Genomic DNA, 15,719 nt, shown 5'->3' with positions numbered 1-15,719 from the left:
TTGCACACCTACAACGAACTCGAGCAGAACTTGAAAGAAGAAATTCGACAATTAGAAATCAAAAATCAAACACAAGAGGAATTGATTACAGCGATGAAGAACGAGCTTACCAAGCTCGAACAAGGGGGATTATCAGAAGACTTGCAAAACAATGTGAACAACCAATTAACGACTGTGTTGAATCAACTCAATTTAGAAAAGACTGTCAACAAACTGATGCAACCTTTTCAGAAGAAACTCGATATTCAACAAGAAGACATCGAGAAAGCACTCTTAACGATCTTGCAGAACAAAAACTTCTACAACAATCTCGAGATGCAAGCACAGCAAATCAATACGCTCGAAGATACAATCAACAATTTAGTCGTATTGGTCAAAAACTTGAACGATTAAATATAGGTGACATAAAACTTAAGCCTAAAGATCCGACTAAGTTTCAAGATTTACGTCATGACAGATACTATCCTGATTACACGTATGAACATAAAAGACTTTGTATTCGCCAAAAACAGATTTATGAGAAAAAAGATGCTTTAGCACTGATTCAATGTATTAAAGAGAAATTTGAAAATCTTGAGACTTATTTGTATCGAGCACATCGAGAAATCAGTGATTCAAGTTATCAAAAAATTGAAACCATCATTAAAAATGATCAACGTATGTTGAAATATTTATCTTGTGAACAAGTATTAGAACCTCAAAGTAATCACTTACAAGAATATAAATCAGATTATGAATATTGTTTAACAACGCTACAGAAAATCAAGACTGAAATCACTGAAGCAACTCAACCATGTGTTAAACCAAACAATGTAGAAAAGGTGATTCAACCTGAAGTTAAACAAGAACTCAAAAGTGGTTTTAATTTCGATTTTTAAAGAAAGAAAAAAATTAAATATTTTTCTAAAAATTCCTTTTTATTCTTTTAAAAAGCTTTTAAAAGCTTTTAGACCCTCTTCTAAGCCTTTATTTACAAGGCTTTCAAAGTTTAAAAAACTACAAATAGCATGGATTAAACTACAAATGGCATGATTTTGATAGTTAAAAAACTACAAATGGCATGATTAAAAACTACAAATAGCATGGATTAAACTACATTGATTCTTTTGTAGTTAAGTTAAAAAACTACAAAAATAATGTACATAAATAGCTCAATATGATATAAAAAACTACATCATAATTAAAGTAGTATTATGGACATACAAAAAACTTATCCTGTATCTTGGGTCGTTATGCAAAACACAATTCAAGAATGTTTTAAGAGTATGAGTATTGATGAAAAACGTTTATTGATTCTTGCTAGTCCTATTGCACGTACGATTGATGCAACTGAAAAAGATGCTATAACCATTACATCTGAAGATTTTGCTAAAGAGTGTGGAATAAAAACAAATTCAGCGTATTCTCAAATGGAAGAAGCTAGTAAAAGTTTATTGAGACGTTATTTTTCATATAACAATGGTAAGAAAAAAATATACTGTAATTGGGTTATTAGAGCTATTTATGAAAATGGAGAAATCTCTATCTGTTTTCCTGAAGAAGTCCTTTTAATGCTAAAAGAATTTGATAAATTAAATCCCTATACTAAATATAAAAAAGACGTTGTACTTCGGCTAAGAAAAGACTATTCATTTGATATTTATCATTTAGCCAAAAAACATCAAGCAATGGGACAATTTGAAATGTCCTTGGGACATATGAAAGATGAGTTAGGTTTACCACCATCATACGATAAACTTTGTAATTTAAAAGATCGTGTTCTTAAACCCTCTATTAATGAAATTACTGCTAATACAGATATAGAATTAACCTATGAAAACGTTAAGAAAGGACGTTCTGTTGTTGGATTTAAATTTTTTGTAAAAGAAAAACCGAAGCTGGCATTAGAAGAATCAAAACAAAAAAAAGCTTCTAATACTATCTTTTGTAAAATGTCTGATGCTCAAATCAATAAATATAGTACGACCTTATCAAAACTTTCAGAACTTTCAGATTTAAGTAATTTTCCTGATTACTCTACATTTGCTTTCTGGATTGCCGGAATTTTAAGAGACCATGAAAGTGTAAGAGCTGAAACAGCTAAAAGAGTTTTTAAAGCTTTGCATCAAAAAACCGATTTTAAACCTTTAAGTACTTTGTAACTATATTTAGTTGCAAAATTGCCTTGAAATTTACTATAATTGATTTCGAAACCATGGGATTTAAATATGGGTAAGACGGAAAAGTTATTAGAAAAATTAAGTAACTCAAAAAATACTTTTCCATATAAAGATTTAGTCGTTTTACTTAGCCAACTTGGTTACGACAAGTTTGAAATGTCAGGCTCACGTGTCCGTTTTTTCAATAAAAAAACAGAACATATGATTTTATTGCATCGTCCACACCCTGAAAATGAAATTAAGGGTGGAGCATTGAAAGCTGTAAAACAAGCACTCAAGCAGGAGAAGTTTTTATGAGTTATTTAAAATATAAAGGCTATTTGGGTACGATTGAACCTGATCTTGAAACAGGTGAATTATTTGGAAAGCTTGCCTTTATCCGTGATTTAGTAACTTATGAAGCAGAAACGTTAAAAGCTCTAGAACAAGTTTTTCAAAGCTCTGTAGATGGATATTTGGAATCATGTGCTGAAGTAGGTAAAAAACCAGATCAACCATTCAAAGGTACATTTAATGTACGTATTAGCCCTGAGTTGCACCGAAAAGCAGTTCTTGCATCAAGTAATTCTTTGAATGCATTTGTGAGTGATGCAATTCAAGAAAAGTTGGTACGTTTGGGAGCTTAAAGCTCCTACATACAGATTTAGACTAAAAAAGTGTAAATAAATTGATGGTTTTGAGCTAGTTTGATATGTCACACTAAATCTCTAGCTCTATAAAGACAAACATGGGAAGTTCTCAAACTTCCCAGAATCAGTCTTATGTTAATTTTAGAAATTCTTACTTAATCTTAATATAGTCACAAATCATTTCCTCCAAGACTTCTTGCATATCTAATTTCTTTTCTTGGCACTTAACACGAAAAGAGTCATGTAAATATTCAGATATATTAGCATTTAAACGCTTTACAACCTTTTTAGAACTATTCAAAAGGTTCTCTAAATACATTTCTGTCTGTATCCGATTACTTAGCATTTGCAAGATATTCCACTTGTTCTTTTCTCTATCTAGTTCAGAAATTATATAAGAGTCATTTTTTTTGAGCAGTCGAAGTTCATGATTAGTTTTTTCTAATATGGCTAAAATTAAATTATTAATCTTTTCATTAGTTTCATCTAATTTTTGCTCATTTTTTATATGGGCTTTAATAGCTATATTTATCGCATTAATATCTGCTTGATTGAATGCCTTAAAGTATTACAAGAAATACAAAATCAACTCCATGAAACACTCAAATGAATATTAGATTTTTTAAACATGGACAAGGAAGTGCAAAATTAGCAGCAGAGTATGTTGTTAATGATGTTGACCACACAAAAAGTCTAAGAGCAGGAGTCGAGGTTATCTGTGGAGACCCAAAAATTTTCACAGCACTCTGTGAAGCAAACCCACACAAGTGGAAATACACCTCAGGCGTTATTGCAGTTGCTCCAACGGACAATCCAACAGAAGAACAAATTTACGAAGTCTTAGATCGTTTTGAAGAAACAGCATTTGCAGGATTAGAGCTTGAACAATATCACCTTTTTGCAACTCGACACATAGAAGAAGATGGAAGCACCCATATTCATATCCTCGTTCCACGTTTAGAACTAAATACAGGAAAAAGCCTTAATATTGCGCCTCCGGGACATGAAAACTACTATGCCCCACTCAGAGACTACTTTAACTACAAATACGCATGGGCAAGACCCGATGACCCACTCAGAGCTAAAACCCTCAAAGAACCTCGATTTACAAAAAAAGAGTTCTTGGGATACTTAAACGAATACATTCAAGAATTGGTGATGCACGATGTCGTACACAACCAAGCTGATGTTGCACAAGCCATAAAAGAATACCCACACGTTATTAACGTCAGACCAAGCAAAAACTACATTGCAGTTGACCTAAAAGACGGAAAAACACATCGCATCAAAGGCGCTTTCTATGAAGCAGGATTTCAACTCAGCACTTATTACGAAAATCGAAGAGAACAAACAAACACTTCGAAACCTTCACGAGGAACTCAAGACACTACAGAATATGCTCTTGAACGTACAAGAGAACACGAACAACGACTTACTCAACAACTGAACCAACGCTTGACCTCAGTCGGGAATTATCAAGAAAATTTGGCGGGTTTAGTCCAAACACTATCCTCAAAGCTCTAGATAAACTAGAGCTTAAAAGCAAACAAGATAAAAATATGGAAAAGAATCAAAGCCCAGGGCTAGATTTCTAAATTTACCTTTATATTGCTAAAATAGTTTTGATAAACTTTTTGAAACTATTTAATTGTAATTAAAATGCATAGCTGGATTAGGCTGAAACCTCATTGATATTTCTTTTTAAATAGTTGATTTATTTTAGGATACATGATGGTAAATGTGATAATTACACAACCAAGAATTTGATTTATATTAATATTTTCGGATAAAAATATATAAGATAATATATAAGCAGCAGGAATTTCTAGTGTAATTAATAAGCCTGCTAATTCGGAAGAAACTTTTTGCATACCTAAAGTTAGTAAGGTTAAGGGCAACACAGTTGCAAAACATGCATAAATTAGTGCCCAAGCTGAACTAGAACTAATTATGTTTATAGTAGCATGACTAGAAAATAATATAATAGATACTACTAGTGCTCCTAAGCTCATTATTGCAGATTTCTCAAAAACATTTTTATTTTTACCAAAACGTTCTGAAAAAACTAACATTATACTGTAACTAATAGCGGCACCTAATCCCCATATAATTCCATAAAAAGAGAAATTGAAATTTGCTGTATAGCACGAAATAGTTACACCAAACATAACTATTAGCATCATTATTAAATCAGCTCTCTTTGGGAGATTTTTCCTAAGTGCACATGATAGAAGGGGTGTTATCCATGATGATTGCATTAAAAATAGTGTAGCTAAAGGTACTCCTATATAGTTTAAAGACTGGTAAAAACAATAAGTGATTGAAACAGTTAACAAGCCAGCTAATAAAAATAAAATACTTTCTCTTCTTGATAGTAAATTATCTTTTTTACTAAAAATAAATAAAATAAATAAAATGAATAATGCAAACGAGTACATAGGGACAATGATTTCTTCAATCGAAAAACCATTTTGTTTAGCCAAAGCTAATACTATTCCTACTGCTGCGTATGATACTGCTCCCATTATTATTAGAATAGGTCCTAAGTTTTTCATATGAAACCTTTTTTTTATATTTTAGATATATAACACTATATTCAAAATATTATTTTAATTTAAATCTTGTGCAAATATAAATTTTCCCTTTTTTTAAAACTGATAATTAAAATAGATTAGATAAATTTTTTATTTTTAATAAAAAATTTATCTATATCATAGTTTTGAAGAAAATTTATTATCTGAAACTCAGATTATTTTACTAATTTGTATACACCATCTTTATCATGATCTTCTGAGCCAGTTATAGGGGGATTAAAAACACATATATATCTAGATAAAGTTTTCGCACGTAATGTGTGTTTATCATGTTTATCTAATAAATACATATCTCCTACACCTATCTGGTATATTTTACCAGTTGTTTCATCTACAAGCTCGGACTCTCCTTCTATGCACCATACTGCTTCTATATGATGTTTATACCAAAATGTAGATTCTGTTCCTGCGTATACTGTTGTTTCATGAAAAGAAAAACCAACATTATCATCAGCTAATATAATTCTTTTACTTCGCCAAGTTCCTGAGGCACCCTTAATATCTCTATGGGTATTTTCAATTTCTTTTAGTGAACGAACAATCATTTTTTTCTCCAAAAATTATTATGTTATGTATTTACGGTATCCATCAGAAATTTCACATAGGATTTTACTACTAAAAAATCCTCAATATCTAAATCTTCTGGGTTTACATCAATATTAAGCGAATCTTCTAATTCAATTAATGTTTCTAACATAGAAACAGAATCCATCCTCAGATCATCGAATAATTTGGTTTCCATATTAAAATTAGGGAACTTTTCATGTAATACGCTTTCTACTGCATTTTTTAATGCTTGCATAGCATCTTGTTCTGATAACATATTAAACTCTTTACTGATTGCATAATGAAATTAACCATTTCTTATCGATTTTTCCATTTGTGGTTAATTTGAATTCTTCAATGGCATTGATTTTAAATGGAATTTTATATAATTCTATTTTTTCAATTAGTTCTTTTTTTACATCATCTGAGCTAATACTCCCTGTAAAGAATAGGATACTTTTTTCGTTATAAGATTTTGGTAATAGTACAGCGAATTCTACACCGCTAATTGACAAAGCAGCCTCCTCAATTTCACTTGCACTGACTCTAAATCCGTTTTGTTTAAAAATATCGTCTTTACGACCTTCCCAATACAAAAAACCATCTTTATCAATATAACCATAATCTCCTGTCAATAATCTTATTTCAGTTGCATTTAACTTCTTGAATTTGGCATTAGTTTGTTCGGTATCTTTCCAATAGCCAGACATTATATGCGGGCCAGAAACAACAATTTGACCAACCTGACCAACCGAAAGAGTTTTTCCTTCATCATCTATAATTTCAACTTTTGTATAGGGAAGTGGTAAGCCACAAGTATCCTTTTTTAAAATATCTTGATTTGGTGGAGTTATGGATACGCGTTTACACTCGGTTAGGCCATACATTAATTGAACTTTAAGGTCAGGTAATGCCTTTCTAATGAGATCTAAGGTCTTTCTAGGAATATGTGCCCCAGTATTAGTAATAAGTCTTAAATTACTTAATAAGCCTGGATTTTTTTTACAAAAATATTCTAAATTTGTAAACATAGGTCCTACAGCAGGTAAAACAGTCGCTTTTGATTCAATTAGAGATTTTACTAAAGTTAAACCTGATGATTTATCTGGAGCAATATATAGAGTTGCTCCAAAAATTAAACTTAAATATATTTGATATAGTCCATAATCAAATGAAAAAGGTAGTCCTAAAAAAATTTTATCAGAAGTTTTATAATCAAGTGCTTTAGCTAAAGAATGAGCTACAAATGTGATCTGTCTATGTAAGCTAACTACACCTTTTGGTTTCCCTGTTGAACCTGATGTGAAAATTATAAGAGCAATATCTTCTGGGCTTCTATCAATTTGAGGGCATACAAATACTTTCTTCTTAAGATAGTTATCTTGACTCGCTAATATAAAATTAATTTTTGGAAGATTTATTATTTCTTCTCCATTTATTAAGTTGATGGATTCAGGATTAATTTTAATTATTAAAGTTGTTTCAACCTCTTGTTTATAAAAATCTAAAACTTGAAATGGTAAAGATGAATTAAAAGGAACTGCAACTCCTCCTACATTAAAAATAGCAAATAAAATAGGAACGAATTCTGGTTGAGCACTAGCTTCGATTAGTATTTTAGGATTTTTTTTCTTTATAATCTCTCTGAATAAAGTTGAATAAATTTGACTGCATATATTAATTTCTTCAAATGAGAAGCTTGCACTCTCTGTTTCAATAAATTTATTTTCCCCAAATTTATCTGCTGAGTTTTTTAAAAGGTTATCAACAAAAAGATTTTCAATCATTTATTTTTCCTTTTTTTATATACTTCAAATGGGATAACAGCTATAGCTTTTCCTCGAGCAACTACTTGATCACAACTTAATAAATTTGAATTACTAAGATTTTCTAGTTTTAGAAATCTTTTTGCTTCAACCTCAAAATATCTCTTTAATTGTGATTCTTTATATAGATAGACATTTATTTCAAGAAAATCTCCAGGAAGAACCGGTGCCAAAAAACTTACTTCGTCCCAACTTTGTAAAAGACTTTCATTGCCATCATATATTCCCATGAATCCTGTTATTGCATCACCAAACATTTTAGTTATAAAAGAGTTGCTAACAATATTTGATCCATAGTGAACATCACTAAAAGAAACTCTGATCTTTAAAGAAAAATTCTCCATATTAATTTTTCCTATACTAAAATTTGTTTTTTTAATAAATCATTATAAGTATCTCTTTCTCTTATTAAATGCAATTTTCCATTTTTGAATAAGACTTCTGCAGGATATCCATGACCCAAAAAATATACTGGAGAGGCTGTAGGACCGTAAGCTCCAGCTGCTAAAGTAGCTATTACATCTCCCACTTTTGTTTGAGGAAAGCTAATATTTTTTGCAACAGTATCAGTTGGAGTACATAATGGTCCTGCTAAGTTATATGTAAATACATCTATACTATTGTCGTTGGTCAAATTTTTAATCGGAAAATTTCTTTTAACAAAAGTCCCAAGCCCTACTGAACCCAAATTTACATTTGTCCCACCATCAATTACTACAAAATTTACATCTCTTGATGATTTAATATACTTTGCTTGTGTAAGAAGAATACCATGTGGTGCAATCAAATAGCGTCCTAGCTCAATAATCAATTTTACATTTTTATCTCTATTCTTTTTATATCTTTCAGCTAATTGAACTAAACCCTCTGTTAATCTATTTCTATTTAAATCTTTTTCGTTATCATAATAAGGAACTCCCCATCCACCACCGATATCTATTATTTGAAATTTCATATTAAAATGTTTTTCTAGCTTTTCTGCAGATTCAAATATTTTCTCTGTATTTGTAATAATATCACTATGATTTAAAAATCTAGTTCCAACGTAATAATGTAGCCCTATAATTTGAACATTTTTTAGTTCTAGAAAAAGGGATTTATTTTCATATAAGAACTCTTCATCTATTCCAAACTGTCTTGGTTTTCCTCCCATCGCTAGAGCAGATCCACTTGCTTCGAAGGCTGGATTAACTCTTATCATTACTTGGACATTTGTATTTAAATTATTAGCAATTTTTTGGATCAAAAAAAGTTCCGCTAAAGACTCACAAATTATAGCTAGTATATTTAACTGTATTGCTCTTTCTATTTCTGATTCTGTTTTACAAGGCCCTACAAAGATAATATTTTCAGGTTTTGCACCTGCAAATATAGCCGATTCTAATTCAGTTAATGATGATACTTCTAAACCAGCACCATTTTCTATAAAACTTTTTATTATACTTACATTAGGATTGGCTTTGAGAGAATAAAATACTTCAAATTTATTCTCTAATTTCTTAGATATTTCTAGAAAGTTTTCTTTTATACTTTGATAATCATATAAGAATACAGGAGTATCATATTGATCTATAACGTTTTTCACTATGTTTTTTTCAGGTATCCAGTTCTTCATTTTAATCACTTAGTTTATATCAACTTTAATTAGAGTTTCTTCGTGGTGAGTTTCTGTATTACTAGATAAATATTCTTGGCTTAAAAATTCATGTTTGGTTAATTTTCCATTATATTTATTTGTTATCTTCTTCAATACATAAAAAATTGACTGATTATCTATATCTATAGTTGCTTCTATACATTTTAATTTTGTATTTTTTAACTCTAGTTCGATTAAAAATTCAGATAATTTATATCCTAAATCAGCAATGCCATGTCTTGGGACAGCGGCTAATTGCCATAAAAATAGTGTTCTCGAATCAGAAGGTTTTCTAAAAGCTGTTAGGAAAGCAACGATCTTATCATTTCTAGTTGCTACTACATTACTTGCAGAAAATTCTTTTAGCCATATGGTATAAAAATACAAACTATTATTATCTATACCTGGGGTATTCAATACAATATTATATATTTCTGGAGCATCTGAAGGTTTTGCTAAGCGAAAAATTATTTTGTTTTCCATATAATTATCTCTCAAGTTCTGATTTAATAACTTTGACTATTTCATCTAATGCTTTTTCTAATAAATTATCAGGTATATTTAGTGCTGGTAAAATTTTCAGTACTTCATCATATCTACCGGAGGTTTCTATTAATATCCCATTTTCAAAAAGTTTTTTGGAGCATATATTAGCTAGGGCAGAATTTCTGAAACTTATACCGTAAAACATTCCTCGTCCTTTAATTTTTAAATCTTCAATTTCCTCAAGATTTTTTAGTTTTTTTACAATTATATTATTCTTTTTATTTATATTTTTTTCAAAAGTATTATCGGCCCAATAATATGAAATAGCTCTTTCTGCTGTAATAAATGCATGGTTATTACCACGAAATGTTCCATTATGTTCTGCTGGTTGCCAAATATCATACTCATCTTTCAGTAAAACTAATGACATAGGTAATCCATAAGCACTCAATGATTTGGACAATATGACTATATCAGGTTCTATTTCGAAATTTTCAAAGCTAAAAAAATTTCCACTTCTACCACACCCAGCTTGAATATCATCAACAATTAACAGAATGTCATTGTCTTTTATAATTTTATAGATTTTTTCAATCCAACTCTTAGATACAAGATTTACTCCTCCTTCTCCTTGAATTGTCTCTAAAATAATTGCCGCTGGTTTTTCTATCCCTGATTCTGGTGATAATATATGTTTTAGATAATTAAATTCCGTTTCTGCAGTTTCTAAACTTCCTTCATAGGGTAAAGAAATAGTATTATTTAGTGGAATACCTGCCCCTGCACGTTTTAAAGGATCACTGGTAACAGAAAGAGCTCCTAAGCTGACGCCATGAAAAGAATTACTAAAAAACCCTATATTACTTCGTTTTTTAATTTTTCTAGCTAACTTTAACGCGGCTTCAACAGCATTAGTTCCTGTTGGTCCAGTAAATTGTAGTTTATATTTAAGTCCTCTTTTATCTAAAATAATTTCTTTAAAACTTTTGATAAAATTTTCTTTAGCAAATGTCATCAAATCTAAAGAATGAGTAATCCCATCAGATTGTATATAATTTAATAAACTTTCTTTGAGTACTTCATTATTATGGCCATAATTTAAGGCCCCTGCACCACTAAATAAATCTATATATTGCTTACCAGATGTAGAAAAAAGCAGAGAACCTTTTGCTTTATTAAAAAGATCTGGAAAACTTAATGCATAAGATCTGACTTTAGACTCATATTTTTTACTATACTCGCCCTGAGTTATATTTTTTTCTTTAATTGAAGATGACATAATATATATTCTTTTTGATTAGATTTATTCAAATACAAGAATTTTTTGTCTTGTATAATTAATGCTCGATAACTTATCATACTATAATTGCATAAAATATGACTAGAGAGAATTTTTTTAGTAAAAAATTAAATTTTCTTGATATAAAAGAATATTATTCAATTAAAATTGAAAAATATGATAGCTATTGAAACTCTAATAATTTTGCTTTAAATAACATACAAAAATTTATCTTAAACATCTAAATGCTTAAAATATAAATATTTTTTGAATAAAATTTTTACAAGTCAACTTTAATATTAATAGTTTTTTACTACTTTAGATTATTCACCCAACCCGAGGCCGCCACATATCGACTAGAAAAACTGTAATCGTAAACAAATTAAGTTAGCTTCTATTAATTTTATAGCTAATAATTTTTTTATAGGATTGGTTAACACATTAGCCACAATTTCAAAATTTTTTTTTGATTCAACATCTAACCACATAATTTTTTTGAATTTTGAAGTTCATTAATTAATCGTAATTCAAATTCATCTCTAACCCCTCCGATTTCTGCAAACTTTCCACCAAAAACTCTATCTTCACTTAACTTTTTTGCTAAAACTGTTATCTGTTTTTTAGTTAACTTTTTTTGAGTAACTCGTAGCGTTTCTTCTTTATTTATTTTAAAAAAGAACCCAATAATCTTTCGGCCTTTTTTTTGTTGTACATATTCAATGTTAAGATCAGAATGTAAATTAATTTGTTCAATTCCTAAATCTAAAACATGTCTCTTAAATGCTTCCATTCTTGAATATTCATTACAGTCAATACCTAACTGGTCTCTCAATTTTTCTACTAGAAAAATAGGAGTTTTACCAACTGACTTCCATTGAATAATTAGTTCATACAATCTAACAGCATAAACACTTTTTAAATTGGCTGTTTGATTAAGATAATAACTCGTAAAGTATTCTTGAAAACCATTAAGCTTAGTTACGTGCTCAATAACAACTCTAGTCAGAGTAACTAAAATACACCCCTCCCCTTTTCTATAATTAGCATCTTGAATCCATCTACTTTTTGTCCAAGTTCTATCTTCATTAAGAATACTAAATTGTCTTTTAAACAGTGTATCTTCAGCTTCTATCATAGCAAGATAAGCAGCATCTAATGTGACCCCCAAAAGCTTCAGCATATCTAGTAGCTGTAAGTTTCAAAGGATAATCTGTAGTTAACCCATCACCTGTTTCTCGTACATCAACAATAGATAGTTGCAATAAACGTATTTCAGATAAAGATAATGTTTGTAATGCTTGAATTAATTTATTGGATTTAACTACCAAATCTTTCATTTATAGCCTAAAAGTTTTAATTATAAATAACCAATATAACTACAAATAAATATATGTTGTCATATAATCTCTATATCGCTTTATTTACAATACTTCCACCTTGTCTAAAAGCATTAAAAGCTTTTTTCATTTTATTTTTTCCTAAAAAATACCCTTATTATCAGTATAAAAAATTCAGTTTTATGCCTAAATTTTCTAAAGAAATAAGTTCTCAAAAATAAATACTATTTTGTAACTTAAAAGCCTTTATGTATCATATAAAAAACAATATTATCTTTAATTAGCAAGCCTACCTGTATATACAAATTTCTTCGAAATCTGATATAACAGGAGCTTGTCAGGGGTTTCACCCCTAAGACCCCAAAAAGCAAAAGCAGTGGTTAAGAAGGTATGCGAAATAAAACGAAAATTTTTAGATTAACTGAACTACAGCTTGAGCAATTAGAACAATATCTCAAAAAAGAAAATACCAACTTTACTGATTTTATTCATTCACTGATTGAACGTGAAGTCATGCAAGACAGTGTGACTGTTCAACGCTCTACCCCCAAACCGACAAGAACCAAAATTAAAACCATTGTGGAAGTGGTCAAACGCTACCAAAAAACCGATCCTGAACTCTTAGTTGAACTGGCAAAAATTGGAAATAACATCAACCAAATTGCGAGAGCCTTAAACGTCATTAAAAATGCAGATCTACAAGAACAACGCAAACTCGATACTTTTAACCTGATGGTTGTTTTAAAAAACATTCAAACGGAATTACAACAGCTTTTCCCTGCCCTACCTAAAATCAATCGACAAAGCCCTGAACGAGTGAAACAACGATTGCTTGAGGAAGATGAACGTGCATATTAAATTCCTTGAACACGGCAAAGGAAGTGCCTCACAAGCCTCAGGATACGTCTTATCTGAACGTGACCACCTTGGACATCTTCGAGCAGGGGTTGATGTTCTAAGAGGCGATGCGACCACGTTTAACGCTATTTGTGATGCAAGTCCTCACTTATGGAAATATACATCGGGTGTTATTGCATGGTCGAAAGAAGATGCGCCAACGGATCAACAAATTGAAGAAGTATTAAATGCATTTGAAGAATATGCCTTTGCAGGATTAGAACCGTCTCAATATCACTTGTTTGCTGTATTACATACCGATCAAGATGGTTCAAAGCACCTCCATGTTCTCACACCTCGCCTTGAGCTAGAAACAGGCAAATCCCTAAATATTGCCCCACCGGGACACGAAAAGCATTTTGATTCACTTCGAGATTATTTTAATACCAAATATCAGTGGTCACGCCCGGACGATTTAAATTTTAGTCATACCACACAAGAACGCAACCACATTGCCAAGCTCAATAAACAAGCCAAAAATATTCTCTCGCATCAAGAAATTGAAACGCTTCCGAAAAAACAATTTTGCAAAGCCGTTGATAACTACGTCAAAAACCTCCTCCGTGGCTTAGAAATTCGAAATCGAGCTGACTTAATTCGTGTGCTTGAACAATTTAAAGAAATTGAGTCTATTCGAGTAAGCAAAGAATTTTTAACAGTCATCCTCAAAAACGGAAAAAGACATCGACTCAAAGGCGATTTTTATCATGAAAACTTCGAAATTGGAGCTTATACAGAGCATCTCCGAGCAGCAGCACAATGTCGACCAACTCGAGCAGAAATTGCAGCAGCTCTCCAAGACGCTGAACAACTTCGAACAGCTCATCGAACAAAAAGAGCAACCTATCATCGACAGCACTACGCTGTTAAAACAAGTTCAGCAAACCACAATCACGCTAAAATCGCACCTACACAGCATTTTGACCGAAATAGGGAATTTATCACCCCAAGACCTAAAAATGCTGTCAGCGAGCTATATGGAGCAAATAGAGGTACTCCAAACCGAGTTATCACGTATAAATATTGCGGAAATCAAAAAAGTAACCGATTGCATCCTTTCGTTTTCAATTTCTCTAGACAAATTAGAAGATCAGATTCGGAATATTTCAATCGACAAAACAAGTTTACAAAACAATATCCAGAAACAAGTCGAACAAGCCATCAACTGCCAACGCCCACAGATACAAAGCAGTATAGAAACCATGCTCACAGAGCAACGCAATCGACAGAGAATACGATACAGCTTATGGGGAACGACATTGTTTGCGATGTTCGTCGTTTTAATGGGTTTCTATCAAGGCTTTCAACTGAAAGCAAACTACAAAGAAATTCAAGCACAAGAAGCTGTGACTCAACGCAACAATCAAATCATCCAACAGCAACAGAGATAAATCATGCAAACGGAAATCGACCAATTTTTGATAGAACAAAACAGCTTATTAACTCAACAGATCAATTCATTACAGAGCATGTTGCACACCTACAACGAACTCGAGCAGAACTTGAAAGAAGAAATTCGACAATTAGAAATCAAAAATCAAACACAAGAGGAATTGATTACAGCGATGAAGAACGAGCTTACCAAGCTCGAACAAGGGGGATTATCAGAAGACTTGCAAAACAATGTGAACAACCAATTAACGACTGTGTTGAATCAACTCAATTTAGAAAAGACTGTCAACAAACTGATGCAACCTTTTCAGAAGAAACTCGATATTCAACAAGAAGACATCGAGAAAGCACTCTTAACGATCTTGCAGAACAAAAACTTCTACAACAATCTCGAGATGCAAGCACAGCAAATCAATACGCTCGAAGATACAATCAACAATTTAGTCGTATTGGTCAAAAACTTGAACGATTAAATATAGGTGACATAAAACTTAAGCCTAAAGATCCGACTAAGTTTCAAGATTTACGTCATGACAGATACTATCCTGATTACACGTATGAACATAAAAGACTTTGTATTCGCCAAAAACAGATTTATGAGAAAAAAGATGCTTTAGCACTGATTCAATGTATTAAAGAGAAATTTGAAAATCTTGAGACTTATTTGTATCGAGCACATCGAGAAATCAGTGATTCAAGTTATCAAAAAATTGAAACCATCATTAAAAATGATCAACGTATGTTGAAATATTTATCTTGTGAACAAGTATTAGAACCTCAAAGTAATCACTTACAAGAATATAAATCAGATTATGAATATTGTTTAACAACGCTACAGAAAATCAAGACTGAAATCACTGAAGCAACTCAACCATGTGTTAAACCAAACAATGTAGAAAAGGTGATTCAACCTGAAGTTAAACAAGAACTCAAAAGTG

The 15,719-nt window shown here is 31.1% G+C and carries 15 protein-coding genes and 1 pseudogene; 7 read left to right on the top strand and 9 right to left on the bottom strand.

Annotation, left to right across the window (positions count from 1 at the left end; genetic code table 11):
• The 5 genes and pseudogenes from PCI70_RS11860 to PCI70_RS11840 form a co-directional block, all read left to right on the top strand.
• A pseudogene (locus PCI70_RS11860) lies at positions 1-878 on the top strand (mobilization protein); the annotation flags it as partial.
• Positions 879-1,232: 354 nt separating this feature from the next.
• Positions 1,233-2,141, top strand: a complete 909-nt coding sequence (locus PCI70_RS11855) for a replication initiation protein (protein ID WP_269915550.1) — start codon at positions 1,233-1,235, stop codon at positions 2,139-2,141.
• A gap of 66 nt (positions 2,142-2,207) precedes the next feature.
• Positions 2,208-2,456, top strand: a complete 249-nt coding sequence (locus PCI70_RS11850; protein ID WP_269915549.1) for a type II toxin-antitoxin system HicA family toxin — start codon at positions 2,208-2,210, stop codon at positions 2,454-2,456.
• Complete coding sequence (locus PCI70_RS11845; protein WP_269915548.1) at positions 2,453-2,785, top strand: type II toxin-antitoxin system HicB family antitoxin; 333 nt, start codon at positions 2,453-2,455, stop codon at positions 2,783-2,785. The genes PCI70_RS11850 and PCI70_RS11845 overlap by 4 nt, the downstream gene beginning before the upstream one ends.
• A gap of 609 nt (positions 2,786-3,394) precedes the next feature.
• A complete protein-coding gene (locus PCI70_RS11840) occupies positions 3,395-4,312 on the top strand; it encodes a relaxase/mobilization nuclease domain-containing protein (protein ID WP_269915547.1) in 918 nt (305 codons plus the stop codon).
• Between the two features lie 161 nt (positions 4,313-4,473).
• On the opposite strand, the gene PCI70_RS11835 is transcribed toward PCI70_RS11840, so the two are convergent.
• The 9 genes from PCI70_RS11835 to PCI70_RS11795 form a co-directional block, all read right to left on the bottom strand.
• Entirely contained in the window at positions 4,474-5,343 is an 870-nt protein-coding gene (locus PCI70_RS11835; protein WP_269915546.1) for a DMT family transporter, read from the bottom strand.
• A gap of 194 nt (positions 5,344-5,537) precedes the next feature.
• Positions 5,538-5,927 carry an ectoine synthase gene (locus tag PCI70_RS11830; RefSeq protein WP_269915545.1) on the bottom strand — a complete coding sequence of 130 codons (390 nt, stop codon included), beginning with the start codon at positions 5,925-5,927 and terminating at the stop codon, positions 5,538-5,540.
• Between the two features lie 23 nt (positions 5,928-5,950).
• Complete coding sequence (locus tag PCI70_RS11825; RefSeq protein ID WP_269915544.1) at positions 5,951-6,205, bottom strand: acyl carrier protein; 255 nt, start codon at positions 6,203-6,205, stop codon at positions 5,951-5,953.
• Between the two features lie 10 nt (positions 6,206-6,215).
• Positions 6,216-7,715 carry an AMP-binding protein gene (locus PCI70_RS11820; RefSeq protein ID WP_269915543.1) on the bottom strand — a complete coding sequence of 500 codons (1,500 nt, stop codon included), beginning with the start codon at positions 7,713-7,715 and terminating at the stop codon, positions 6,216-6,218.
• Positions 7,712-8,098 (bottom strand): hypothetical protein, encoded by a 387-nt coding sequence (locus PCI70_RS11815; RefSeq protein WP_269915542.1) that lies wholly within the window; start codon positions 8,096-8,098, stop codon positions 7,712-7,714. Before PCI70_RS11815 ends, PCI70_RS11820 begins: the two co-directional genes overlap by 4 nt.
• An 11-nt stretch (positions 8,099-8,109) precedes the next feature.
• Positions 8,110-9,369 (bottom strand): diaminopimelate decarboxylase, encoded by a 1,260-nt coding sequence (gene lysA, locus PCI70_RS11810; RefSeq protein ID WP_269915541.1) that lies wholly within the window; start codon positions 9,367-9,369, stop codon positions 8,110-8,112.
• 9 nt (positions 9,370-9,378) lie between these two features.
• Positions 9,379-9,873, bottom strand: a complete 495-nt coding sequence (locus PCI70_RS11805) for a hypothetical protein (RefSeq protein ID WP_269915540.1) — start codon at positions 9,871-9,873, stop codon at positions 9,379-9,381.
• 4 nt (positions 9,874-9,877) lie between these two features.
• Positions 9,878-11,155, bottom strand: a complete 1,278-nt coding sequence (gene ectB / locus PCI70_RS11800) for a diaminobutyrate--2-oxoglutarate transaminase (RefSeq protein ID WP_269915539.1) — start codon at positions 11,153-11,155, stop codon at positions 9,878-9,880.
• Between the two features lie 478 nt (positions 11,156-11,633).
• Entirely contained in the window at positions 11,634-12,335 is a 702-nt protein-coding gene (locus tag PCI70_RS11795; protein WP_269915538.1) for a RepB family plasmid replication initiator protein, read from the bottom strand.
• 547 nt (positions 12,336-12,882) lie between these two features.
• Between PCI70_RS11795 and PCI70_RS11790 the strand changes: the two genes are divergently transcribed.
• Positions 12,883-13,350, top strand: a complete 468-nt coding sequence (locus PCI70_RS11790) for a MobC family plasmid mobilization relaxosome protein (RefSeq protein WP_269915537.1) — start codon at positions 12,883-12,885, stop codon at positions 13,348-13,350.
• The coding region (locus tag PCI70_RS11785; RefSeq protein WP_269915536.1) for a mobilization protein at positions 13,334-15,719 on the top strand (2,386 nt) is incomplete at its 3' end. The genes PCI70_RS11790 and PCI70_RS11785, both read left to right, overlap by 17 nt.

The sequence above is a fragment of the Acinetobacter sp. HY1485 genome, from assembly GCF_027568475.1.
GTDB lineage: Bacteria > Pseudomonadota > Gammaproteobacteria > Pseudomonadales > Moraxellaceae > Acinetobacter.
The sequence above is the reverse complement of the archived record's forward strand: the minus strand, read 5'-3'. Positions and strand labels throughout refer to the sequence as shown.